The organism is Cellvibrio sp. ATLC23, assembly GCF_057196725.1.
Genome location: NZ_JBXUOS010000008.1, coordinates 1 through 23179 on the forward strand (window position 1 = coordinate 1; position 23179 = coordinate 23179).

Here is a 23179-nt window from a genome sequence, read left to right on the forward strand (position 1 = left end):
ACTTGCCTAAATCGATACCGAGTAAGGTGATGTTGGACATGAGATGGCTCCTCTTGAAGATTACCTCCCAAGTTTAGACTTCGGAGGGAGGGGAACCATCTCATTAAACCCGCTCGCAAGCGGGTTTTTTTATGCGCGCCTAAGCGGGTATTAACGCTTATTTCGCTTCAGCTGCTGCTTCAGCCGCTTTGATTTCCAATAATTCAACTTCGAAAATCAGGGTAGATGAAGGAGGGATTGGACCCTGACCGCCAGCGCCGTATGCCAATTCTGATGGGATTACGATTTCCCACTTGGAACCTTGTGGCATCAATTGCAGAGCTTCAGTCCAACCTGGGATTACGCCGTCCAGTGGGAACGTAGCTGGCTGACCGCTTTTGATAGAGCTGTCGAATTCAGTACCGTCGATCAACTTACCTACATAGTTAACAGTCACAGTGTCAGTCGCTTTTGGCTTCGCGCCTTTACCTTCGGTAATCACTTTGTATTGCAGGCCGCTCTCAGTGGTCATTACACCTTCTTTAGCCTTGTTTTCTTCAAGGAATTTTTTGCCTTCAGCAATATTGGTTTCGCTCAGCTTCTTTTGCTCTTCTTCTTGTTTAGCCATCGCTTTTTGCTGAACTTCTTGCATGATCTTCTGCATATCTTCTTCACTGATACGCGACTCTTTACCGTCACGCACATCGGTCAGCGCTAAAGCCAATGAATCAGGCTCAATCGCCAAGCCACCATTTTGCAGGTTTTTGCCCAGATTTTGACCAATGATGTAGTTTGCTTTTTGCTCCAGAGTCGTCAGCTTGGCGCTGTCATCAACTGGTTTTGCTTCTTCTTTGTTGCAGCCAATCAAGCCCGCAGTAGCAGCCATCAGGCCAACAACCAATAAACGTTTGTTAAACATAATGCACCTTATTAGTAATCATTGATTTGTAATCATTGTCTGTGTGAAGCAAGCCTGTCGCTCACCTGATTCCAGCCGACACCTTATACTGCGGCGCCAAAGCAGGCGGCAATGGTATACCAACTCCAGCCAAATGTGCGCGTTTTTACCACCCACACAAGTTAAACAGTCAAGCAAATGTGTGCTGCGCCCCATTTAGCACAAGGTGCCCGGATCTAGCGATCGATATAGAACCGTGTCTGACTCCCGGCTTTTGACAAAGTTCACGGCGATCACACACCACTGCTCCGTGAGATTACATAAGCGAACAATAAGCCATTGCAAAAGATACGCGGCTATCGCATTGAAGGCATACCCTTTTTACTGGCGCAGGGCTACAATTCGCCCGAATTGCACTAGCAAACTATCATTTTGTTTAACTACACTTTCCCAACGCTTTTTTCATACAGGTATTTTTTATGGCCGCCCCTAAAACTCCAAAAAATTCTATTGCTGCTTCCCAAGATGCAATTAGGCAACTGGAACAAGAAGTTGCCAAACTCAGTGCCGCACTGGATAAAGCGCGCACGCAAGAACTCGCTGCTGCAGAAAAGGCAGTCGCTGCAGGAAAAAAAGCATTACAGAACGCAAAGAAAAAAGTTGCTGATCTCACCGCAAAAGAGAGCAAAACGCCCGCAGCAAAAGCGCGTCTAAGCCAAGCAAAAAAAGATATGGCTGAGCAATCGAAAGTTGTCGCCAGTGCGCAAACCGTTTTGACGGTTTTAAAATCAGCGCAGGCATCAAACAAAGAAGTGGCCAAAGAGCTAGCAAAACAATTAAAAGGCAAAACCAAAAAAGTAAAAGCCACCACATCTGTTGCAGCTAAAACCCCAGGCGCCAAAACCGCCAAACCAAAAGTTGTCAAAACTAAAGCTGCCGCGAACACAGAAGAAACCAAGCCTGCCGCTACTGCCGAGCAACCCGCAGCAAAAAAGGTAACAGGCAAAAAAAACGCTACTAAAACTGCGGCAGTTAAAAAAGCCCCGGCAAAAAAAGTAGCAGTTGCACCAGCTGCGATAGTGCCCGCCGAACCAGCACCCGCAGTAGAAACACCTGTGACAGATATACCTACAACTGAACCAGCGATTGTTGCTGCACCTTCAGTAACAGAAGTGGCACCTGTTATTGAGACAAGCGTAGAGTCATCACCAGCAACAACCGCGCTGCCATTCGATGATGACAACGGCGCGTTAAATTAAAGAGTGAATAGGCTGTCGCAATTACAAATAAAGGGCGCATCGGCGCCCTTTTTTAATAACAAAAGGATCAATCACACCCACACAATCTCCTTCATACTTAAGTTAGAGAACACCAATGCAATACCAGAGGAGACCATTATCATGTATACATCTACCACTGCCATGCCCCAGCTATTTGAACAATTGGGTTTAAAATCCAGCAACTTGGCGATAGCGCGCTTTATCAAACATCACCCTTTAGCGGAAAATGTTACGCTGCAATCGGCAGCATTTTGGAACCCGTCCCAGCGCCAATTTATTAACGATAGTTTGCAGCAGGATTCTGATTGGGCCGAAGTAGTCGATCAGTTAGATGCACTGTTACACCACTGATGCGAACAATTGTAATAACCGCGCAATTGCCGCCTCGGTTACATTGAGTTGCAGTAAATAAAGACGCAGATTGTCACCCGCAACCGGTGGCGATGCACTATCTGCAGCTCCCTCATTCCATGTTTGCACTTCCGCTTCCAGCCAGATTTGTAATTGTTTTTCCGCCAGTAATTCCGCTTGTTTAATTTGGCTGCGCAGCTGTTCGATACCTGCATCGGCGCTGCCAAATTCCACCTTCATGCGCCGCCGTAAGTGGCGCAGTGGAATCACGTAATGCTCATCCCAGGCGTGAATGCGTTTTTGCGCCTTGCGCAGGCGCACCTTATCCAATGCCAGACCGCGTCGCTCCAGCCAGACACACCAGAGCAACAGATTGACGTTGACGCCATGGCCATCCTGCAACTGCAAACAGGCATCGGCCACACCGGGGCGCGCGTAGTAGTCGAGGGAAAAATTCCAGAGGCTGGAGCGATCATCGAAGGAGGCAGAAGGCATCATAAAATCCGCTAGCAGAGGGTTGGGGCAAGTCTGCTAGAATGCGCGCCATGATTCAATTACAAAACATCTCCGTACAGCGCGGCACCAAATTTTTATTGGATGCTGCCGACCTTACTATTTATCCGGGCCAAAAAGTCGGTTTGATCGGCGCCAATGGCACCGGCAAATCAACCCTGTTCCAATTGTTGCTGGGCAAATTGCACAGCGACACCGGCACGCTTGATATTCCCAAGCAGTGGCGCATCGCACATATGGCGCAAGAGGTTGGCCATACCAGCCGCAGCGCACTGGACTATGTGCTCGATGGCGATAGCGAATTGCGCCGCCTGGAGCAGGCCATCGCCACCGCTTTGCAAGACCCGGAACACAACGGTGAACAACTCGCACACCTGTATAGCGATATGGAAAATATCCACGCCTATACCGCACCATCGCGCGCGCAACAATTGTTAAACGGTTTGGGCTTTGCGCCGGGGGATGACCAGCGCCCGGTGTCGGATTTTTCCGGCGGCTGGCGGATTCGCCTGAACCTTGCGCAGGCATTAATGTGCCCGTCGGATTTATTGCTGCTCGATGAACCGACCAACCACTTGGATTTGGATGCAACCCTGTGGCTGGAAGAATGGCTCAAACGCTACCCCGGCACCTTGATTATTATTTCGCACGACCGCGACTTTCTCGACAACATTGTCGATCGCATTGTGAATATCGAAAAACAAAAACTCGATAACTACAGCGGTAACTATTCAGCGTTTGAACGTCAGCGCGCAGAAAAATTGGCGCAGCAACAGGCGAGTTTTGAGAAGCAGCAAGAGCGTATTGCCCACGTCGAAAACTATATTCGCCGCTTCCGCGCGCAAGCGACCAAAGCGCGTCAGGCACAGAGCCGCATTAAAGAATTGGAGCGCATGGAAAAAATTGCGCCCGCCCATATAGATTCGCCGTTTACCTTTACTTTTAAATGCAACGACAAAATGTCGGTACCGCTGGTGCACATAGCGCGCGCCGATATTGGCTATAACACTGGCGCCAGCAACAAAATTATTCTGAATAAAGTGGAACTGGCGATTCGCGCCGAAACCCGTATTGGTTTACTCGGCCCCAATGGCGCGGGTAAATCCAGCTTGGTAAAAACCCTCGCTGGTTCACTGCCGCTGCTGGCCGGTGATCGCACTAACGGCGAACATTTTAAACTCGGTTATTTTGCCCAACATCAATTAGAAGCCTTGGATATCAATGCCTCTGCAGCGCTGCACATCCAGCGTTTATCACCGCAAGCGCGCGAGCAGGAAATTCGCGACTTTCTCGGCAGTTTTGATTTCCACGGCGACCGCGCCTTTGAACCTATCACTCACTTTTCCGGTGGAGAAAAAGCGCGACTGGCGCTGGCGATTATCGCCTGGGAAAAACCCAACGTGCTATTGCTCGACGAACCCACTAACCATTTGGATTTGGAAATGCGCCACGCGCTCACCATGGCGCTGCAAGAATTTGAAGGCGCAGTGATTGTGGTGTCGCATGATCGCCATTTACTGCGCAATACAGTGAATGAATTTTTGCTTGTCGCCGACGGCAAGGTAGAAGAGTTTGACGGCGATCTGGAAGATTATTACAAATGGATGCAACAGCAAAAAACCAATACAGCTGTCGCCGAAAAAGAAACGGCGGTTAGCAGCGAGAGCGATACCAAAGTTGATAAAAAGGCCCAGCGCCAACAATCGGCAGCGGCGCGCGCACAACTCAAGCCGCTCACCAACAAATTAAAATCCCTCGAAACACAGATGGAAAAACTGCAGACGCGGCTGAGTGAAATTGAAACCCAGTTGGGCGACCCCGCTATTTACGATGAAAAAAATAAAACCATTTTGCAACCACTGCTGCAAGAGCAAGTGAAATTGCAAAATCAATTAGACGAGACAGAAGAAAACTGGTTGATGGTCAGTGAAGAGTTGGAAGCGGCAAGCCAGTAATACTGGCTTGCCGTAGAGTTTTCATCTCACTGTCATAATTACCTCGTTTATCCCACCGCATTTCACTTTTCCCCTGTCACTGTTTGGTCACTTTTAGCTGCCATGCTCTAGTCATTATTTTGCAGGGGCATTGCCATGTTGGATCTCGGTTGGGCTGAACTCGCTTTTTTATTTGTGCTGGCACTGGTTGTTGTGGGCCCACAAGATTTACCCAAACTGGCGCACACCATCGGCAAACTCTGGGGCAAACTACAACGCTTTTACCGCGAATCACTGCAAAGTATTCATAAACTCGAAACCGAAATGGACCTCGCCTCCCAAGCTGATCCACGCAAGCAACCTTCTTATTACGATCTACTTCCTGAACACGTGCGTCAAGCGATGGAACAAGCAGAGCCCATCCGCGATGCTGAGCAATATCAACAAAATCAAACGCTGTATGAACAGGCCATGGCGGATATCAAAGCGAAACATTCGGCAGCGCAGCCAACACCCAATACAACCGAGCACAGCCTGAACACAACGAGTGCATCATGAATAACACTGATACTATCGACCTCAGCCGCGCCCCCTTATTATCGCACCTGCTGGAATTGCGCCGCCGACTGTTACAGTGCCTGGGCATATTTAGCGTGCTCTTTATTATCTGTTATCTCAACGCTGAAACGATTTACCATTTTCTCATGCAACCATTAGTGGATGCCTTTGGCGAACATTCTGGGCGGCGCATGATTTATACCGGATTGCATGAAGCGTTTCTTACCTATTTAAAATTATCATTTTTTGCCGCGCTGTTTTTTACTCTGCCTTTTTTATTAATTCAGTTATGGCGGTTTATGACACCCGGTCTCTACCAACACGAAAAACGCGCCGCCTCCATTTTATTTTCGCTTACACCTTTATTGTTTTTACTCGGCGCTGCACTCGCTTACTACGTGGTATTCCCTATGGCTTGGGGATTTTTTATCAGCTTTGAAAGCGATGCAGGCACTTCCAGTTTACCGGTGCAACTGGAAGCGCGTGTCAGCGAATACTTAGGTTTAGTGATGCAACTGGTGCTGGCCTTCGGCCTGAGTTTTGAATTGCCGGTGGTACTCTTATTAATGGCTTATGCAGGCATGGTGAAATCCACAACACTGGCGAACGGACGGCGTTATGCCATAGTGGGAATTTATGCAGCAGCCGCCTTTATTACTCCGCCCGATTTAATTTCACAGCTCGCACTCGGTACACCGATTCTGCTCTTGTATGAAATTTCTATCTGGATGATTCGTTTAATCGAAAAAAATCGCACTGCAAATTCGGTAGCGAGCCCCGCACAATAATTACTCGTCAACTCCCATCGCTTTTGCTCACCGTGACAGGTGTAGGCTAACTATTTTTTACGATTCTAAAACTGTAAAAAAATCCGTCATTATTTTGTTGCGCAAAAAATAATTTTAAAAATTTAAAAGAAGATGTCATAAAAGTGACGCAGCAATTTCATAGAGGCGGGGTAATCTCCAGTGCGAGACATTGCGCTCATCGCCAAATGAACAACACCTCACACCGGAGATTACGTCATGAATTATAGTTCAGAAAATCTTGTTGCAACCGAAAATTTATCTGTCGAACCCATTGTTAATCGTCGCGATTTTATGAAAGGTGGCGTTGCAGGCGCCGCTGCGATTTCATTGGCTGCTGTCAGCAGCACTGCCAATGCTAACTTCAGTAGCGACTACGGCCCAGTCATGCCAGTAGCCGATGAAGTAACTGGTTTACCGCTGTTGCAATTACCCGCCGGTTTTAAATATTGGTCTTATGGTTGGACCGGCATGACCATGAAAGACGGCACTGCTACACCAAGCTCACACGATGGAATGGGTGTTGTAGCAGCGCAAGGTAATACTATCGCGCTGGTGCGTAACCACGAAGTTCGCGGCAGCGGTACTGCGGTAAAATCCCCCGCTGTTTATAACCCTGCGGCGGGCGGCGGTTGCTCCAATTTAATTTTTGATGCGTTTAACGGCCGCTGGTTAGCGTCTTATATGAGCATCAGCGGCACCTCAACTAACTGTGCCGGTGGCATTACGCCTTGGGGTACTTGGCTGACTTGTGAAGAAACAACTTCATCTTACGGCGGCATGACTCACGGTTGGATTTTTGAAGTGCCCGGTTTTGGCAACGCCAAACCTCTGCCGATTAAAGCCATGGGGCGCCGCGCTCACGAAGCTACGGCAACTGATCCGGTAACCGGTTATGTTTATATGACTGAAGATGCTGGCACCTCTTCCGGTTTTTACCGCTATCGTCCAAACAGCTACGGCAACTTGCTAGCCGGTGGCGTATTGGAAATGCTTAAAGTAAAAGATATTCCGCAAGCCGGTTTATTAAATTCTTATCCTGACGGCACCAGTTGGGACGTTGAATGGGTTGTTATCGATCAACCAGAAGTAATCAATCCACGCAACTACACTCAAGGTTATAACAAAGGTGCAGCGCGTTTTGCTCGCTTGGAAGGCGCATGGTACGACACGGGCTTAGTGTACTTCACCTCAACCAGTGGTGGCGGTATTGGCGGTGGCCAGGTATTTCATTTTGATCCGCGCCGCGAAAAACTTACGCTGGTTTTTGAAAGCCGCAACAACACCTCTCATCCAGTATCCCCTGACAACATGAGCGTTAGTCCACGCGGCGGTATTTTGTTGTGTGAAGATCGCGGAGGAATTTCACGCTTAATGGGATTAACCCAAAGCGGTGAGGTATTTGAGTTTGGCCGCAACAATATGAATTTGAGCCCAGCCGATGCCGCAGTTGTTCACAGCCAATTTCCCGGTACAGCAGGGCGTATTAGTGCCGGTAACTACATAGGTGCAGAAACCTGTGGTGCGTGTTTTTATGACCGCTGGCTATTTGTAAACATTCAAACTCCCGGCGTTACTTTTGCCATTACCGGCCCATGGAATGATGGTGTTCTTTAATTTTTTTGCAAGAGAGGATTTGGCAATGAAATATTTAGCGAGTTTATGTTTATGTTTGTTTTTTTCAGGCGCCGCACTGGCAGCGCCGATTCACTACACTGGCGACATTAATGGCTCAGGAAATTACGCTGGCAGTCTGGATATTAACTTCGGCTGGGCGAATCCACCGTTTGCCTTGAATAGTTGGGGCGATGACATTGACCTATGGGCCATTGATGGCAAAGCCGGCGACAAGCTATCACTTGCCTTAAGCAGCGATGAGTTGGCGCTTGGCTTCAGCCTGTATTTCGGCGAGATAAGCACAGCGGATTTGTTGGCAGGCTTATTTAATAACAGCGGCAATGTCGGTAGCGCAGGCTATTTAACCGGAGCTTCGCTCTGGAGCAGCGTACAAAGTCTGCAGGATTTTGTGCTAGATCAAAGCGGTTTTTACACTCTGGTTGTCGGCGGAAAGGATTTTGGCGGCTATTCAGGTTACACCTATAACCTGAATATTACGCAGGCATCCGTTCCTGAACCTTCAGCCTTTTTATTGTTAGTGGCTGGCCTGCTCGGCCTTGCCGGATTGCGCCGCCGCCATTTTACTCAATAGGCTTCAGAAAAAAGATAGGCATAAAAAATGGGAGCGTTCATTTGCTCCCGTTTTTTTACCATCGTTTTTATGTACTTTAGCAACAGCTACACTTTTTTCTCTACTGCTGCTGGCTCGATTTTATCGCTCGCAGTATTTTTTTTGTCATCAACCCCCGAATCACTTATTCCCTTTTTAAAACTTTTAATGCCTTCTGCCACATCTCCCATCAGTTGGGGAATTTTTCCACGACCGAAGAACAATACCAATAACACCACCAACAACAATATTTGCCAAATCCCCAGTGACATAACCTAGCCCTCATAATGAAGAAAATTGTTCAGCGCCTAAAAACTACAGGGCACTGTTAACTACAAAAATATGACAGCTACTAATGACGTTATGATGACGCATTTACACCAATGACAGGCAACTTATAAAAATTTCAGGCAAAAAAAAGCCAGCGCTATAAACGCTGGCTTTTTCTATTTTTCGCGTTAGAAATTTACGCGCATACCCAAGGCAATTTCTGAAGCCTCAGTACCCAGGCCTAAATCGCCAGTTACTGAAACGGTTGGCAAGAACCAATAGGCAACGCCACCGCCCAATACAGTATTACCATCATAAACAGTGTGGTGTGACAGCTCAATTTTTGCTTCAAGATTATTATTAATAAATCCGCGCAACCCACCTGCTACCACAACACCGGAATCGCTTGAACCATGATCTGGTGATATATTTTCAAAACTTACAGTGCCGTACATGCTGGAATCGGCACCGAATACGGTCTGATAACCAAGGCCGGCGCTGAATGCTTGCGAACCACAGCCACCGCCACTCACATCACTGAATGAACCCAGTGCAAAAAAATCACGATTCAGTTCAACACTACCGTACACTCGCAAACCATCCTGACTGCAATCGTAATCATCGACATCCTGATCAACATACTGTACGCCAGCGTAGTTATAACTAATAGCAGGACGAGCCATTACACTAGCACTTGCTGCAAGGCTAACCGCTGCAACAACAAAACTCATTTTTTTCATTTGATTTTTCATTTTACTCTTCATTTGTTAATCTCCAGTAAATCGTCCAAGGTGATACTAGTTGTCGAGGATGAATGAATCCTGAACACTACATTACCACCCATTTTTTGCGCGCATTATCTGATGAAGTTGCGATAAGAAAAGTGGCGCAGTTCTCTATTACCTGCGCTCAACTCCATATTTGAATAAATTCTTGCACTGATTTTTTGCAATGAGAATGTCTCATAGGAAGCGCATACGAGGATGTGCGACAGGGCACATAAGAATGCAACATTACGCGTATATGAACAGAAAACACTTGACCAATAAATTTCCAGCCACAAAACAACCAAACTGACAAGTTAGTAACCAATTTGGGTAATGCCGGGGTCTTCAGGCAAAGGCGTAGCTCGCACCTGTAAAATACGGCGGCCTTCCATATCGATAATTTGGAATTGATAACCCGCCAAGGTAATTTCTTCACCCACAACGGGAACATGTTGCAGTTGCTCGAGCAGCAGTCCTGCAAGGGTAAAATAATCGCCGTCACCACGCATCAACTTGATCTGCAATAGCTCTTCGACTTGCTCCAATGAAATACTGCCATCAAGCAGCCACCCTTCATCGGTTTGTGTTGCGAGCGGCTCGTCATAGGTATCGGCCAATTCACCTGCAATAGCAGCGAGCAGATCGCCGGTTGTCACCACACCTTTAATGCTGCCGTATTCATCGATGACTATCGCCAGCGGCAGGGTTTCCTGACGCAACATTTCCAGCACTTTAAGTGCGCTAGTACCCTCGGGCACGGCGAGTGGCGAGAGCGCCAATTTGGCCAGATCCAGCGGTTGATTATCGAGTGCGGCAGTGAGCAGGTCGCGGCTTTGCACTACGCCGAGCAGGTTATCCAACTCATCCCGAGCGACTAGCAAACGAGTTTGCGGCGTAGCCTTGAGAATTTCCAACAGCCGCTCAGGGGTGGCGTTGGCATTTACCCAAATAATATCCGGACGCGGGGTCATAAGGGATTGAATGGGACGATTTGACAGCTGTAGCACACTGCGAATCATGTGGCGCTCACTGTGCTCAAATGCCATCTCTTCATCTTCAGGCGATGAAGTCATACCGGCAATATCAGCCCCCACTTCATCCGCATTGCTGCGTCCCCCGAGAAGTTTCAAAACCGCCTCTGCGGTGCGATCGCGCAATGGGCGCTCGCCAATGAGGTGACGGGTGCGGTTTGAGCGAGCCAATTGATTAAATATTTCAATCAGCACCGAGAAAGCAATCGCGCCGTAGAGATAGCCCTTGGGGATTTCAAAACCGGCGCCCTCGGCCACCAGACTAAAACCAATCATGAGCAAAAAGCCAAGGCAGAGCATGACTACCGTGGGGTGACGATTGACAAAGTCGGTCAGCGCTTTACTGGCGACAATCATCACAATCATCGCAATGACCACCGCAATCATCATCACTTCCAGATGATCAACCATGCCCACTGCAGTGATCACCGCATCTAATGAAAAGACTGCATCGAGCACAATAATCTGCGCAACCACACCCCAGAAAGCGGCGTGAACCTGGGTATTACGCGGCACTTCCAGCTTACCTTCAAGGCGCTCATGAATTTCAACGGTAGCTTTAAACAGCAGGAACAGCCCGCCTAGCAACAGAATCAGATCGCGCCCCGACAGGCTTTTATCAAATACACTAAAGAGCGGCTCGGTAAGGGTTACCAACCAGGAAATGCCCGCCAAAAGCAGCAAGCGCATCAGCAGCGCGAGACTTAAACCTAAAATACGCGCCTTATCTCGTTGATGGGGCGGTAGTTTATTGGCCAGAATTGCGATGAAGATTAGGTTGTCGATCCCCAACACTATTTCAAGCACGATCAGGGTTAACAGACCCAGCCAAGCACTGGGATCAGCCATCCATTCCACAATTATTTCCTCAGGGTTAAATCAGGCAATCGATCCACAGCAGGAGCGATCAATAGAACATTTAGAGCGGGCAGCCGAGGCCAACTTGGCGGCACCGGTAAACTGGGTTGGGCAAAAGCCAACAGCAAAGGGGGCAAACTGATACGGGGGTGATCCAAAGCAATTGGCCTTGGGTCGGGTTCAGAGGATGGCATTGAGAAACCAAAAGTTATCAAGATGACGAGATTCTACTGTAGTCCAGGTGACAATGCCTAGCGCAGGATTTTCCGGTTGCGAAACTTTACGCTGATAAAACACAAAAACAGGCGAAATCCAAGCATAAGCATTACTCTATCCATCTGATTTTTTTAGCAACAACCAAGAGGCAACACTGTGCAAATTCGCTTTATCAATTCGATTCATCAGATTGAGGTTGCACATTGGAATCGACTTTGCCCACCCGACTACCCCTTTGTACGCCACGAATTTCTTGCCTCCCTAGAGGATAATCAGTGCACTAACGCTACCACCGGCTGGATCGCACACCATCTCTTGGTGTGGGCAGGTGAACAATTAATCGCCGCCCTACCTGGCTATATTAAAACGCACTCCTATGGTGAATATGTTTTCGATTGGGGCTGGGCGGATGCTTACCGTCGCCATGGATTTAATTACTACCCCAAATGGATTAATGCCATTCCTTTCACTCCTTGTGTTGGCCCGCGTTTACTCGCCAACCCCACTGCACCGACACCAGAATTAATGGATACATTATTGCAGGCTCTGGTCAGCGAGTGCTCTACAGAAGACTTTTCCGGCTGGCACTGCCTGTTTCCAGATGCCGATGCTAGCAAACAATTACACCAGCACAATATTCCGCAACGCTTGGGCTGCCAATTTCATTGGTTTAATCGCAACTATAAAAATTTTGATGATTTTCTCGCGCAGATGACATCGCGCAAACGCAAAAATATTACTAAAGAGCGAAAGCAAGTAGTAGCACAGGGATTTGAATTTGAAGTAAAAACAGGAAATGAGCTAACCCCAGCAGACTGGGACATATTTTATTCACTTTATCGCAACACCTATTTAAAACGCAGCGGCCACAGCGGCTATTTGAACGCCGGTTTTTTTCAACAACTCGGCGCCACCATGAGCAATAATTTGGTGCTGATCAATGCAGTAAAAACAGCGGAGTTCGGCGCGAAAAGTGTTATCGCTGCATCACTCTTTCTGCGCGATAGCACTACTCTTTATGGGCGCTATTGGGGCTGTTTCGAGGAGTATCAATTTCTGCATTTTGAAACTTGTTACTATCAAGGTATTGATTACGCTATCGCAAACCAATTATCCCGTTTTGATGGCGGCGCACAAGGCGAACATAAAGTTGCACGTGGCTTTGAACCTGTTATCACCCATTCCAATCACTGGATTAGGGAGCCGGGATTTCGCACTGCAATTGCACAGTTTGTAACAGAGGAGGCCGAAGCTATTCGGGCTTACGCTGAGGAATTAAAGAACCACCTACCTTTTAAACAAGGTGAAACAGAATAAAAAATGGCGCATTCGATGCGCCATTTTTTAAAATCACCGTAAAAATATATTTACACCTTAAACGTATCAATTTGCTTTTTCAGCTCGCTGGTTTCATTGATCAATTGGCTACCGCTTTGGTTAACCACCTGCGCATTTTCAACCACGTTTTCCGACAAGCTATGAATCGCGGTGATGTTTTTACTCACTTCATTTGCAACAGAGCTTTGTTGATGTGAAGCGGTGGCAATTTGATGATTCATATCGTTAATGACACCAATATTTGCACGGATTTTATCGAGTGCACCGCCAACTTTTGAGGCAGTATCGATAGTTTCGCGCGCGGAAGCGGTACTGGTGCTCATCGCCTGATGCGCCTCATCGGCAGCGCGCTGTAACTGCACAATGATCGATTCAATTTCTTCTGTAGAAGAACGAGTCTTTTGCGCCAGTGAGCGCACTTCATCGGCCACCACGGCGAAACCGCGCCCTTGTTCGCCCGCGCGAGCCGCTTCAATTGCGGCATTCAAGGCGAGTAAGTTGGTCTGTTCGGCAATGGTGCGGATAACTTCCATCACCGAACCTATATTGACGGAATTATTTTTCAACACCTGAATTTTTTGCGCGGTAGATTCAATCTGACTAGTGAGACGATTAACGTTTTCCAGTGAGAGATTAACAATGGTGTTGCCTTCTTCCGCAAGCACGCTGGTAGCTGTTGTGCGTTCGGCAGTGTCGCCCGCGTGACGAGCAATTTCATTGGCCGATGCGGACAACTCTTCTACTGCCGTCGCCACCAACTCAATTTCACGCAATTGTTGTGAAGTGGAATTAACCGTGTTTTCAGTGGCGCCACTCATTTTATTGACATTGACACGCACTTTTTCATTAACCTGCACCACATTGCGAATAATGGCAGCGATATGCTCCATTACCAGATTAAAGTTATGGGCAAGTGCAGCGATTTCGTTTTGGCTATCGGTTGGCAAACGGCGAGTTAGATCACCACCCCCACCGGCAATCGTGGCCAGCGAGCGAGTCACCTCATCAACCGGCCCCAGAACCAAGCTGCGAATTAAGATGTATACCGTAATCAAACTCGCAGCAAGCAAGGCAAGCACAGTAAAAATCGTCGTCTGTCTCTGATTACTCAAGGTTTCTTGCAGTTCTTGGGTAGAGAAACTGATGTTATAGCTGCCTATAGTGCTACCGTTGTAGACAATTGGAATCGCATCCCGGGAAAGTTGGTTTTTGCTTTCGTCACCATCGGCCGCTTTTGCTAAAGACTGACCGCGATGATCTACCACACTCACCGAAGTCACCAGCGAAGTATTAACCAGCGATTTGGCAATCGCCTCTATTTGCTGGAAGTCGTAGGCAAACACGGCCTCAAGAATGGAGCTATTGGTCAGCTCGATCATCGCCGACGTTTCTGCCTCCAATTTTTTCTCCAGGTTGTCGGAGGCAATTTGATCGTTGACCAGAGCGACTATAACTGCAATCGCCAGCATGGCAATTGTCAGCACCATCATCAATTTGGTGAGTAAGGATTTTTTTACCATGTTTCCCCCGAAACTATTCGGCTATTAGACTTATTAAGTTACCCAGTATTATTGACGGCAAGAACGCACCAATCTTGAGTGCTAACTTCAATCAACTTGAGCAATTGCTTTTAATCGGTATACAGAACTTATTAGCGAGCTGTAGTGGTGAGTCAAATGACAACGGCTGTTGCATACCAGTTAGAGAAGTATAGACACAGCTTTGCAATGCTGCGCGATGAACAAAAGAAGAACTGAAAAGATGTTTTTAAAGGCAGGGTAGAGACGGGGAAACAATAGGGCGATGAGCCGGCTTACCTGCTCGGATCGGCTCATCGCAAAACACTCAAAAATTAATCATCACCATCTGGGTCATTACCGCCCGCCATACCCAATTCCTTGAGCTTGCGAGTGAGGGTGTTGCGCCCCCAGCCCAGTAAATTAGCGGCATCACGCTTGCGACCAGCGGTGTATTTCAATGCAGTTTCAATCAATGCCCGCTCAAAGGTGGGCACCGCTTCACTCAACAGTTGATGCTGCCCGCGGGTCAGTGCTTGGTCCGCCCAGTGGCGCAGGGCTTTCTCCCAATCGTCGGCCGGGGTACTGGTCTCTTTGTTTTCCAGCAGCTCAGGCGGCAAATCTTCTATATGCACCTCGCGCCCAGACGCCATAACTGTGATCCAGCGACAGGTGTTCTCCAACTGGCGAACATTGCCCGGCCACTGCAGAGAGCAAAAATACTCCTCTGTCTCTGGCAGCAATACTTTCGGATCAACATTTAACTCAGTCGCCGCTTTGTGCAGGAAGAACCGCGCCAACTTGGGAATATCCTCACGGCGGTTGGCCAATTTAGGGATATGAATACGGATGACGTTCAGGCGATGAAACAAATCTTCGCGGAAACGGTTATCGGCCACCAGAGTTTCAAGATTCTGGTGAGTCGCGGCGATGATACGCACATCCACCTTAACCGGGGTGTGACCTCCAACGCGATAAAACTCGCCATCAGCCAAGACACGCAATAGACGGGTTTGGGTCTCGGCAGGCATATCGCCGATTTCATCGAGGAACAGGGAGCCGCCGTTAGCCTGCTCAAAACGCCCCTGACGCTGGGCGGCAGCGCCGGTGAAGGCACCTTTTTCGTGGCCAAATAACTCTGACTCCATCAAATCTTTGGGAATGGCAGCCATGTTCAGCGCGATAAAGGGTTCGTTGCGGCGCGGACTGTGACGGTGCAGGGCACGCGCCACCAGCTCTTTACCGGTTCCCGACTGCCCATTGATCAGCACGGTAATATTGGATTGCGATAGACGACCGATCGCGCGAAACACTTCCTGCATCGCCGGCGCCTCACCGATGATTTCAGTATTGGTTTCCAGCGCCGTCTCGGTGCCGTGTTCGGTTTTTTGCTCCTGCGCGTGAGCGAGGGCACGCTGGGTAACGGCGACCGCATCATCCACATCAAAAGGTTTGGGCAGATACTCAAATGCACCGCCTTGATAGGCAGCTACGGCGCTGTCCAGATCCGAATGGGCGGTCATGATGATAATCGGAATCTGCGGATGGGTATTGTGCAGATTGCCCAGCAGGGTCAGGCCGTCGGTACCCGGCATGCGGATATCACTGATAATCGCATCGGGAATATCGCGATTGAGCTGACTCATGGCGCTATCACCCGAATCAAACACACGGGTTTCAATGTTCGCCCCCTGCAGGGCCTTTTCCAGCACCCAGCGGATCGAGCGATCATCATCAATAATCCAGACTTTGTTAGACTTCTGCATGTTGCGCTTCCATTGGTAAGTAGAGTGAGAAACGGGTTTTGCCCGGCTCACTTTGGCACTCGATAAGGCCATGATGTTGATGGATAAGATGTTGCGAAATGGTCAAGCCAAGCCCCGTACCTTCGGCGCGACCGGAGATCATCGGGTAAAAAATGTTTTCAACCATCTCAGTGGGAATGCCGGGGCCGTTATCAATAATGTCGATGCGACAGATCAATGGATGATGCTTGCGGCCAATGGTGTACTGGCGCTGGATACGGGAGCGCAGCTGGATCACACCGTTGAGCACATTGGCCTCTACCAACGCCTGCATAGCATTGCGAACTATGTTGAGCAACGCTTGAATTAGCATCTCCTTATCACCCTGCATGGCGGGGATACTCGGGTCGTAATCGCGCACAATTTTGATTGCGTCGCTACTTTCCGCTTTGATGATATTGGCGACGCGTTCGATTGCCTCGTGGATATTGAGCGATTGCCACTTCGGCAGCTGATTAGGCCCGAGCATACGATCAACCAGATTGCGCAGGCGATCCGCCTCATCAATGATGATATTGGTGTATTCGGTCAGGCTGGTATCGGGCAACTCGCGCGCCAACAATTGCGCGGCACCGCGAATACCACCAAGCGGGTTTTTGATCTCGTGCGCCATACCGCGCACCAGATTGCGCGTGGTCTCGTGCGAGCTGGTCAACATCTCTTCACGGCTGATACGCAGTAGGCGATCAATCGGCTGGATTTCTATGATCAAGCCATCGTGATCACCAAAGGGAGTTACGGTGTAATCGACGGTGATAGAACCGCCGCTGAGCAAACGCCACTCCGCATGGCGCTTGGTGTAATGATTGGCCTGTGCTGCCGCCAACTTTAGCTGGCGATCGGTTTCATCTGACTCATAAAAAAAGTAGGTGATTGGCTCACCAGTATTGCTCTCGCAGCTCATCGCCAGTAGAGCTTCAGCAGCAGGATTCATATGGCACAGCAGCAGATCGGTATCCACCAAAATAATGGCGGTACTTAAGCTATCCAATATAGGTTTGTAGATATCGCGCGGACTCACCAGCTACTGCTCTCCTGAACGCCTCGACAATGGGCATGGAGGCTACTGCAAAAACCAAACCAAGTAAGAAAAAGGCGTTATTCAGCAAGTTTAGCCGCTGAATTTGTCCATAATGGGGATTTTAAAGAGAATGATAGCACCAAAAAGGTGCAATCATTTTGGCGTGGGCTTTGAAAGGGCATTAGTGTGAATGTTTGGGCGAATAACGTTCACGATAACCGGAGGTGACGTGCCCAATGATTGACCATTCGCATCAATCGCCTCTACCACCAATGTATGAGTGCCACGCGGAACATCCTTGACGATAATATTATTCATAGTCGTCTCCTCCAGCAGCTCACCATTCATAAAATACACCAGTAAATGTCCCTGTTGGAGCCCTGGATTGAGATTGATAGCTATCGCCAAGTCCCGCTGCCCCACTGGAATAGTGACGTCCGAGCGGGGGCTGATAATGCCAATTTGGTACTGCAGCTCGGCAGTGCGTGACTCATAAGAAGCTACCGGTGTTGACTGCGGCAAGGGCTGCGCCCCTGGCACTGTATTAATCTCTCGCAACTTCAGTTTTTCGGCATTTTCTGTGCTCGGCTTATCGGTGTATTTGATCTTGCCATCCTTATCGACCGTCTTATACACATCCGCTGCGCTCAACTGCGCCAGAAAGAACATCACCATCAATAAACTACGCATCATTTACCCCTGCTAGCCAATCGTTTTCCCTAGAGTACTCCCGCGCCTTATAAAGAAAAAGCCCGCACCGTTTCCGGTGCGGGCTTTTTCACAGATTAACCGAGCTTAAGCCCGATTAGCCTGGCAGCAAGACTTACACACTGTAATAGAGTTCAAATTCTACTGGGTGCGGAGTCATGTTGATGCGTTGGATTTCTTGTTTCTTCAGGTCGATGTAAGCATCGATGAAGTCTTTAGAGAATACACCACCCGCCAACAAGAACTCATGGTCAGCTTCAAGCGAAGCCAAAGCTTCTTCCAAAGATGAACACACTTGTGGGATTGCTGCTTCTTCTTCCGGCTCCAGATCGTACAGATCTTTAGTCGCTGCTTCGCCCGGATGAATCTTGTTCAGAACACCGTCAATACCCGCCATCAGCAATGACGCGAAGCACAGGTATGGGTTAGCAGTTGGATCAGGGAAACGAGTTTCGATACGCTTGGCTTTTTCACCAACGGTGTAAGGAATACGGATAGAAGCAGAACGGTTACGAGCAGAGTAAGCCAACATTACAGGCGCTTCAAAACCTGGAACCAAACGCTTGTACGAGTTGGTAGACGCGTTACAGAAAGCGTTCAATGCTTTAGCGTGCTTGATGATACCGCCCACGTAGTACAGAGCAGTTTCGCTCAAACCAGCATAGGAATCGCCTGCGAATTGGTTTTTGCCGTTCTTGGAGAAAGACTGGTGAACGTGCATACCTGAACCGTTATCACCGATCAAAGGCTTCGGCATAAAGGTTGCGGTTTTACCGTATTGGTGCGCAACGTTGTGTACGCAGTACTTGAGGATCTGTACTTCGTCCGCTTTCTTAACCAGAGTGTTAGCGCCTACACCGATTTCACATTGGCCAGCGTTAGCAACTTCGTGGTGGTGAATCTCAATTTCCAGGCCCATTGCTTCCATCGCATTACACATAGCGCCGCGGATGTCGTGCAGTGAGTCAACCGGAGCAACTGGGAAGTAACCGCCTTTTACGCGTGGAGCGTGGCCGTGCTTACCTTCAATATCATCACCTGACGACCAAGCTGCTTCTTCAGATTTGATTTTGTAGAAAGCGCCGCCCATTGAGCTGTGGAAGTGAACGCTGTCGAAGATAAAGAATTCTGGCTCTGGACCAAACAGGGCAACATCACCCAAACCAGTAGACTTCAGATACTCTTCAGCGCGCAGACCGATAGAGCGTGGGTCGCGATCGTAGCCTTGCATGGTGGCTGGCTCAACGATGTTACAGCGAATGTTGATAGTCGCTTCATCGTAGAATGGATCCAATACCGCAGTTGAATCGTCCGGCATCAGGATCATGTCTGAGTCGTTAATACCTTTCCAACCAGCAATAGAAGAACCGTCAAACATTTTGCCATCAACGAAGAAACTGTCGTTTACAACGTGTGAAGGGAAAGTAACGTGCTGCTCTTTGCCTTTAAAGTCGGTGAAGCGCAGGTCGATCCAGCGAGCTTCGTGTTCTTTGATCAGGTCTAAAGTCTTAGACATTGAATGCCTCCAAGTTGTAATAGCCCGAAGGCTACGGATTGTGAAAGTTGTTATTACGGCCAATAAACAACCCTAAAGAGGGTGGCTTACCTGAAAATTTTCCCACTTCATCCGGGCTCGCGACTCATTTCGGTGAGCGGGGCAAGACTAGGGTGTCAGAAAAGGGGCAAAATATATGCCATTTAAGGAAAATAGCAATAAGCGTTTAAAAATAAGGCTTCCCGGCGATAAGGCAACGCTACAGAATACACCAAAGCACCAAAATAGAGCGCAAAAACTCCTTATTGCACCAGAATAAAGCAGCAAAGGTTAAATCTTGGCAGCCCGTTTTACCCCACAGCAACACCCATGCTAGTGTGCCAGCAGCATGCGCCAAATTGCATCACTTTTATGGCAAGCAAACGACAAAATCCAATCAAGAAAATAGTTTTACAGTTGATTAGCTTTTAACTAAGCAACCCATAGTAATTATCTATAAGCTGACTATCGAATGGCGCAAAAAATCCCTGTAGCGTGCGCCATTCGTCAAACGGACGATAAGGCAAATTTACAAATCCTAATAAGAAGTAAGGGCTTAGCAAGATGCATATGACCACAACCGAAATATTCCTGATCGCGATGGTGATTATTTTTACTGTCCCCTTCCTGATTTGGCGCCTCGGCAGAACCGACTACTGGGCGCCGCTAGTTGTAGTGCAGATCATTATGGGCATAGTGCTTGGTCCCGGGGTACTGGGTAAGGCGTTCCCCGAGTATTACAGCTTTGTCTTTAATCCAGACGTTATCAAATCGCTCAATGGCATTGCCTGGTGGGCGGTAATGATTTTTGTCTGGATCGCCGGTATTGAGCTAGATCTGAAAAAAGCTTGGCAATACAAGCGCGAAAGTGGCATCACCGCCGGTCTCGCACTGGGCACACCGCTGCTATTTGGCTGCGGCGCAGCAATCCTAATGATGAGTTTTAGCGATGGCTGGGTTGGTCCAAATGGTCTGACCTGGCAGTTTATTCTCGGTGTCGGCATGGCTTGCGCGGTAACCGCACTACCCATTCTGATTCTGTTTATGGAAAAGATGGAAATCCTGCGCCAGCCCATCGGCCAGCGGATTTTGCGTTACGCCAGCCTTGATGACATCGCCATTTGGGGCGTGCTCGCCCTGATCCTGCTGGATTGGGAGCGCGTCGGTCGCCAAGGCATGTTCCTAATCGGCTTTGCCCTCGCCGCTTATTTGTTTCGCAAACTGATGGTGGCGATTGAAGAGAAAGACCGCTGGTATTCCGGTTTTATCTGGCTCGCTATCTGTGGCTTGGCTGCAGATTGGGCCGGGTTGCACTATATGGTGGGTGCATTTTTAGCAGGCGCAGTGATGGATGCCGAATGGTTTAATCAGGAAGATATGGACAAGCTGCGCCATTTTGTACTGATGATCATTATGCCGGTATTCTTCCTCAGCACCGGCCTGCGCACCAATTGGGAGGTGGGTGGCACAACCGTATTTATCGCTGCCGCTATCCTGTTGATTGCCTCAGTCGCAGGGAAATTGGTGGGCATTCACGCCGCCGGTAAGATTCTCAATTGGCAAAAGGGCGAAGCCTCAATCATCGGCTGGCTACTGCAAACCAAGGCGTTGATTATGATCATCTTCGCCAATGTGCTGCTCGATAAACAGATCATCACCAGTGAAACATTTACCGCACTACTGGTAATGGCTATCGCCAGCACTATGTTGACCATACCGGTGGTGACGCCCAAGCTAAAGATGATGAAAGAACTTATTTCCCGCGCGAAATAACCAGCGCTGGATTGAATCGACAAAAATCAAAAAGCCCCGGCTGGTGAGCGGCGGGGCTTTTGATGCGGCCTAATAATTAGATAACAAAACGCGACACCAAGGTATTAAGGTCAGTAGCCAGACGTGCCAATTCATATGTCGCCGCGCTGGTTTGATTGGCTCCAGCAGCCGACTGGGTGGAGAGATCGCTAATATTCACGATATTGCGATCCACTTCCCGCGCTACGGCAGCCTGCTCCTCAGAGGCACTGGCGATTAACAGGTTGCGCTCGCCAATCTGCCCGGCCTTTTGGTAAATCTGCTCCAACGCCCCACCGGCCTCTTCGGCCACAGTTAAGGTTTTACTCGCGTGCTCCACACTGTTCTTCATTGAGTGCACTGCGGCTGCGGTTCCACCCTGAACGGTGCTAATCATTTGTTCAATTTCTTGGGTAGATACCTGAGTGCGATGCGCCAAAGCGCGCACCTCGTCTGCCACTACGGCAAAACCTCGCCCAGCTTCCCCCGCTCGCGCCGCTTCAATCGCCGCGTTCAATGCAAGCAGGTTGGTTTGTTCGGCAATAGCGCGAATAACATCCAAGACCTTACCAATATCTTTTGATTGATCCGCTAAACCGCCGATCAATGCCGACGTACGGTTAAACTCGTCGGTCATTGATCTCAAGGCGGTAACAGTGTGTTTTACCTTATCGCGCCCTTCATGTGCCAGGCGCGATGATTCGCTCGATTCTTCCGCCGTGCTAACCGCATTGCGCGCCACATCATCTACCGCAGCACTCATTTGTGTCACGGCCGAGGCGGCCTGTTGAATTTCATCGTTCTGCCGCTGCAGGTTGCGTGACGAGTCCTCAGCCACCGAACTCAACTCCTCGCCTGCAGAGGCCAGCTGTACAGATGAGTTACCAATGTGAGCGATGGTAGTGCGCAAATTATCCTGCATCAATGCGAGAGAGGCGAGCAACTGCGCGGGCTCGTCCTTACCTGCAAAATATATTTTCTGCGTCAAATTGCCACCCGCAATCGTTTCGGTAGCAATTACCGCTTCTTGTAACGGGGTAACGATGCTGCGCGTAATCGCAACTGCCAGAATGGCAGTAACTAATAAGGCAATGACAATACTGCTAATGACTAATGTTTGAGCACCACTGTATGCTTTAGCCGACTCCAGAGCCGCCCGCTCAGCGTGGTCGCGACTGATCTTTTCCAATTTGTTGAGCATCTCACTCATCCGATCAGCGATAGATTTCAGCTCAACATCCACAATTGCAATTGCAGCTGCCGTATCACCAGCTTTCATTGCAACCAACACTTGCGAGGCACTTTTTCGATAGAGCTGCTTAGCTTGCACAAACTCCGCGAAAATGGGGCGCTCCTCTGGCTCCGTTATTTCCTGCTCGAAAGCGAGGGTTGCCTGATCAAGAGCTTGCTCACGAGCCTGTAAATTAGCTTCGCCTCTAGCGACACCGGCAGCGCTGGGGTCAACCACCAAACGTATAGCGCTGATCCTGTAGTAGAGTAGCGCTGAATTTAAATCCCCTATCGCGTTTAAAGTTGGAATCCAGATATTGTTAATTTCCTTGGTCTGGTTATTCATGTTCGACATGCCACCCAAACCAAACATACCTTGCATTAACAAAATCAGCGCCAGTACGCCAAAACCAAGTGTCAGTCGCAGCCCTATCTTGAACTCTCTCATTGTTACCTCTCAATTACCGAAAAATGCCCATCCAGTTAGGCGGCCAACATTATTTATATTGAAACAATGCACTGTTGAAAAATGGGGGATGGTTGTTGA

At 48.8% G+C, this 23179-nt stretch carries 20 protein-coding genes; 9 read left to right on the forward strand and 11 right to left on the reverse strand.

The window, feature by feature from the left end:
• Positions 1-157: 157 nt before the first annotated feature.
• Positions 158-898 (reverse strand): BamJ family beta-barrel-assembly machinery protein, encoded by a 741-nt coding sequence (bamJ, locus tag AC2CG4_RS13340; RefSeq protein ID WP_484486728.1) that lies wholly within the window; start codon positions 896-898, stop codon positions 158-160.
• Between the two features lie 458 nt (positions 899-1356).
• Here bamJ and AC2CG4_RS13345 point away from each other — a divergent pair, with 458 nt between their 5' ends.
• Together AC2CG4_RS13345 and AC2CG4_RS13350 are read left to right on the forward strand one after the other, a co-directional pair.
• Complete coding sequence (locus tag AC2CG4_RS13345; RefSeq protein WP_484486729.1) at positions 1357-2136, forward strand: hypothetical protein; 780 nt, start codon at positions 1357-1359, stop codon at positions 2134-2136.
• A gap of 141 nt (positions 2137-2277) precedes the next feature.
• Entirely contained in the window at positions 2278-2508 is a 231-nt protein-coding gene (locus tag AC2CG4_RS13350) for a DUF2789 domain-containing protein (RefSeq protein ID WP_484486730.1), read from the forward strand.
• Here the strand turns inward: AC2CG4_RS13350 and AC2CG4_RS13355 are convergent.
• Positions 2497-3006, reverse strand: coding sequence for a TIGR02444 family protein (locus tag AC2CG4_RS13355; protein ID WP_484486731.1), 510 nt, complete (start codon positions 3004-3006; stop codon positions 2497-2499). The two genes, AC2CG4_RS13350 and AC2CG4_RS13355, sit on opposite strands and share 12 nt — an antisense overlap.
• Positions 3007-3053: 47 nt before the next feature.
• On the opposite strand from AC2CG4_RS13355, the gene AC2CG4_RS13360 reads away from it, so the two are divergent.
• The 5 genes from AC2CG4_RS13360 to AC2CG4_RS13380 all read left to right on the forward strand — a co-directional run bounded on the left by AC2CG4_RS13360 (position 3054) and on the right by AC2CG4_RS13380 (position 8528).
• Positions 3054-4976, forward strand: a complete 1923-nt coding sequence (locus AC2CG4_RS13360) for an ATP-binding cassette domain-containing protein (protein WP_484486732.1) — start codon at positions 3054-3056, stop codon at positions 4974-4976.
• Positions 4977-5111: 135 nt separating this feature from the next.
• On the forward strand, positions 5112-5513 hold the full coding sequence (locus tag AC2CG4_RS13365; RefSeq protein WP_484486733.1) for a Sec-independent protein translocase subunit TatA/TatB: 402 nt from the start codon (positions 5112-5114) through the stop codon (positions 5511-5513).
• Complete coding sequence (gene tatC, locus AC2CG4_RS13370) at positions 5510-6301, forward strand: twin-arginine translocase subunit TatC (protein WP_484486734.1); 792 nt, start codon at positions 5510-5512, stop codon at positions 6299-6301. Before AC2CG4_RS13365 ends, tatC begins: the two co-directional genes overlap by 4 nt.
• A gap of 237 nt (positions 6302-6538) precedes the next feature.
• Entirely contained in the window at positions 6539-7936 is a 1398-nt protein-coding gene (locus AC2CG4_RS13375) for an alkaline phosphatase PhoX (protein WP_484486735.1), read from the forward strand.
• A 25-nt stretch (positions 7937-7961) separates the two neighbouring features.
• Positions 7962-8528, forward strand: a complete 567-nt coding sequence (locus AC2CG4_RS13380) for a PEP-CTERM sorting domain-containing protein (RefSeq protein ID WP_484486736.1) — start codon at positions 7962-7964, stop codon at positions 8526-8528.
• An 86-nt stretch (positions 8529-8614) separates the two neighbouring features.
• On the opposite strand, the gene AC2CG4_RS13385 is transcribed toward AC2CG4_RS13380, so the two are convergent.
• The 3 genes from AC2CG4_RS13385 to AC2CG4_RS13395 form a co-directional block, all read right to left on the reverse strand.
• Positions 8615-8818, reverse strand: a complete 204-nt coding sequence (locus AC2CG4_RS13385; RefSeq protein ID WP_484486737.1) for a twin-arginine translocase TatA/TatE family subunit — start codon at positions 8816-8818, stop codon at positions 8615-8617.
• Positions 8819-9004: 186 nt separating this feature from the next.
• Positions 9005-9580, reverse strand: coding sequence for a hypothetical protein (locus AC2CG4_RS13390; RefSeq protein ID WP_484486738.1), 576 nt, complete (start codon positions 9578-9580; stop codon positions 9005-9007).
• A gap of 317 nt (positions 9581-9897) precedes the next feature.
• Complete coding sequence (locus AC2CG4_RS13395; protein ID WP_484486915.1) at positions 9898-11463, reverse strand: TerC family protein; 1566 nt, start codon at positions 11461-11463, stop codon at positions 9898-9900.
• Positions 11464-11844: 381 nt separating this feature from the next.
• Here AC2CG4_RS13395 and AC2CG4_RS13400 point away from each other — a divergent pair, with 381 nt between their 5' ends.
• Positions 11845-13005 carry a GNAT family N-acetyltransferase gene (locus tag AC2CG4_RS13400; RefSeq protein ID WP_484486739.1) on the forward strand — a complete coding sequence of 387 codons (1161 nt, stop codon included), beginning with the start codon at positions 11845-11847 and terminating at the stop codon, positions 13003-13005.
• 50 nt (positions 13006-13055) lie between these two features.
• Here the strand turns inward: AC2CG4_RS13400 and AC2CG4_RS13405 are convergent, their stop codons facing one another.
• From AC2CG4_RS13405 to glnA, 5 genes are all read right to left on the reverse strand, one after another.
• On the reverse strand, positions 13056-14546 hold the full coding sequence (locus AC2CG4_RS13405; protein ID WP_484486740.1) for a methyl-accepting chemotaxis protein: 1491 nt from the start codon (positions 14544-14546) through the stop codon (positions 13056-13058).
• Between the two features lie 332 nt (positions 14547-14878).
• Positions 14879-16309, reverse strand: coding sequence for a nitrogen regulation protein NR(I) (gene glnG / locus AC2CG4_RS13410; RefSeq protein WP_484486741.1), 1431 nt, complete (start codon positions 16307-16309; stop codon positions 14879-14881).
• Positions 16296-17369, reverse strand: a complete 1074-nt coding sequence (glnL, locus tag AC2CG4_RS13415; RefSeq protein WP_484486742.1) for a nitrogen regulation protein NR(II) — start codon at positions 17367-17369, stop codon at positions 16296-16298. Before glnL ends, glnG begins: the two co-directional genes overlap by 14 nt.
• A gap of 153 nt (positions 17370-17522) precedes the next feature.
• Positions 17523-18062: a DUF4124 domain-containing protein gene (locus AC2CG4_RS13420; protein WP_484486743.1), complete on the reverse strand. Its 540-nt coding sequence runs from the start codon at positions 18060-18062 to the stop codon at positions 17523-17525.
• A 130-nt stretch (positions 18063-18192) separates the two neighbouring features.
• On the reverse strand, positions 18193-19593 hold the full coding sequence (glnA, locus tag AC2CG4_RS13425) for a type I glutamate--ammonia ligase (RefSeq protein WP_484486744.1): 1401 nt from the start codon (positions 19591-19593) through the stop codon (positions 18193-18195).
• A 588-nt stretch (positions 19594-20181) separates the two neighbouring features.
• Here glnA and AC2CG4_RS13430 point away from each other — a divergent pair.
• Positions 20182-21384, forward strand: coding sequence for a cation:proton antiporter (locus AC2CG4_RS13430; protein ID WP_484486745.1), 1203 nt, complete (start codon positions 20182-20184; stop codon positions 21382-21384).
• A gap of 76 nt (positions 21385-21460) precedes the next feature.
• On the opposite strand, the gene AC2CG4_RS13435 is transcribed toward AC2CG4_RS13430, so the two are convergent.
• The gene (locus AC2CG4_RS13435; protein WP_484486746.1) at positions 21461-23080 is read right to left on the reverse strand and encodes a methyl-accepting chemotaxis protein; all 1620 of its coding nucleotides are present in this window, start codon (positions 23078-23080) and stop codon (positions 21461-21463) included.
• Between the last annotated feature and the right edge of the window lie 99 nt (positions 23081-23179).

Coding starts and splice junctions, on each gene's coding strand:
- bamJ (WP_484486728.1), bottom strand. CDS start 898: ATGTTTAACAAACGTTTATTGGTTGTTGGCCTGATGGCTGCTACTGCG.
- AC2CG4_RS13345 (WP_484486729.1), top strand. CDS start 1,357: ATGGCCGCCCCTAAAACTCCAAAAAATTCTATTGCTGCTTCCCAAGAT.
- AC2CG4_RS13350 (WP_484486730.1), top strand. CDS start 2,278: ATGTATACATCTACCACTGCCATGCCCCAGCTATTTGAACAATTGGGT.
- AC2CG4_RS13355 (WP_484486731.1), bottom strand. CDS start 3,006: ATGATGCCTTCTGCCTCCTTCGATGATCGCTCCAGCCTCTGGAATTTT.
- AC2CG4_RS13360 (WP_484486732.1), top strand. CDS start 3,054: ATGATTCAATTACAAAACATCTCCGTACAGCGCGGCACCAAATTTTTA.
- AC2CG4_RS13365 (WP_484486733.1), top strand. CDS start 5,112: ATGTTGGATCTCGGTTGGGCTGAACTCGCTTTTTTATTTGTGCTGGCA.
- tatC (WP_484486734.1), top strand. CDS start 5,510: ATGAATAACACTGATACTATCGACCTCAGCCGCGCCCCCTTATTATCG.
- AC2CG4_RS13375 (WP_484486735.1), top strand. CDS start 6,539: ATGAATTATAGTTCAGAAAATCTTGTTGCAACCGAAAATTTATCTGTC.
- AC2CG4_RS13380 (WP_484486736.1), top strand. CDS start 7,962: ATGAAATATTTAGCGAGTTTATGTTTATGTTTGTTTTTTTCAGGCGCC.
- AC2CG4_RS13385 (WP_484486737.1), bottom strand. CDS start 8,818: ATGTCACTGGGGATTTGGCAAATATTGTTGTTGGTGGTGTTATTGGTA.
- AC2CG4_RS13390 (WP_484486738.1), bottom strand. CDS start 9,580: ATGAAGAGTAAAATGAAAAATCAAATGAAAAAAATGAGTTTTGTTGTT.
- AC2CG4_RS13395 (WP_484486915.1), bottom strand. CDS start 11,463: ATGGCTGATCCCAGTGCTTGGCTGGGTCTGTTAACCCTGATCGTGCTT.
- AC2CG4_RS13405 (WP_484486740.1), bottom strand. CDS start 14,546: ATGGTAAAAAAATCCTTACTCACCAAATTGATGATGGTGCTGACAATT.
- glnG (WP_484486741.1), bottom strand. CDS start 16,309: ATGCAGAAGTCTAACAAAGTCTGGATTATTGATGATGATCGCTCGATC.
- AC2CG4_RS13420 (WP_484486743.1), bottom strand. CDS start 18,062: ATGATGCGTAGTTTATTGATGGTGATGTTCTTTCTGGCGCAGTTGAGC.
- glnA (WP_484486744.1), bottom strand. CDS start 19,593: ATGTCTAAGACTTTAGACCTGATCAAAGAACACGAAGCTCGCTGGATC.
- AC2CG4_RS13430 (WP_484486745.1), top strand. CDS start 20,182: ATGACCACAACCGAAATATTCCTGATCGCGATGGTGATTATTTTTACT.
- AC2CG4_RS13435 (WP_484486746.1), bottom strand. CDS start 23,080: ATGAGAGAGTTCAAGATAGGGCTGCGACTGACACTTGGTTTTGGCGTA.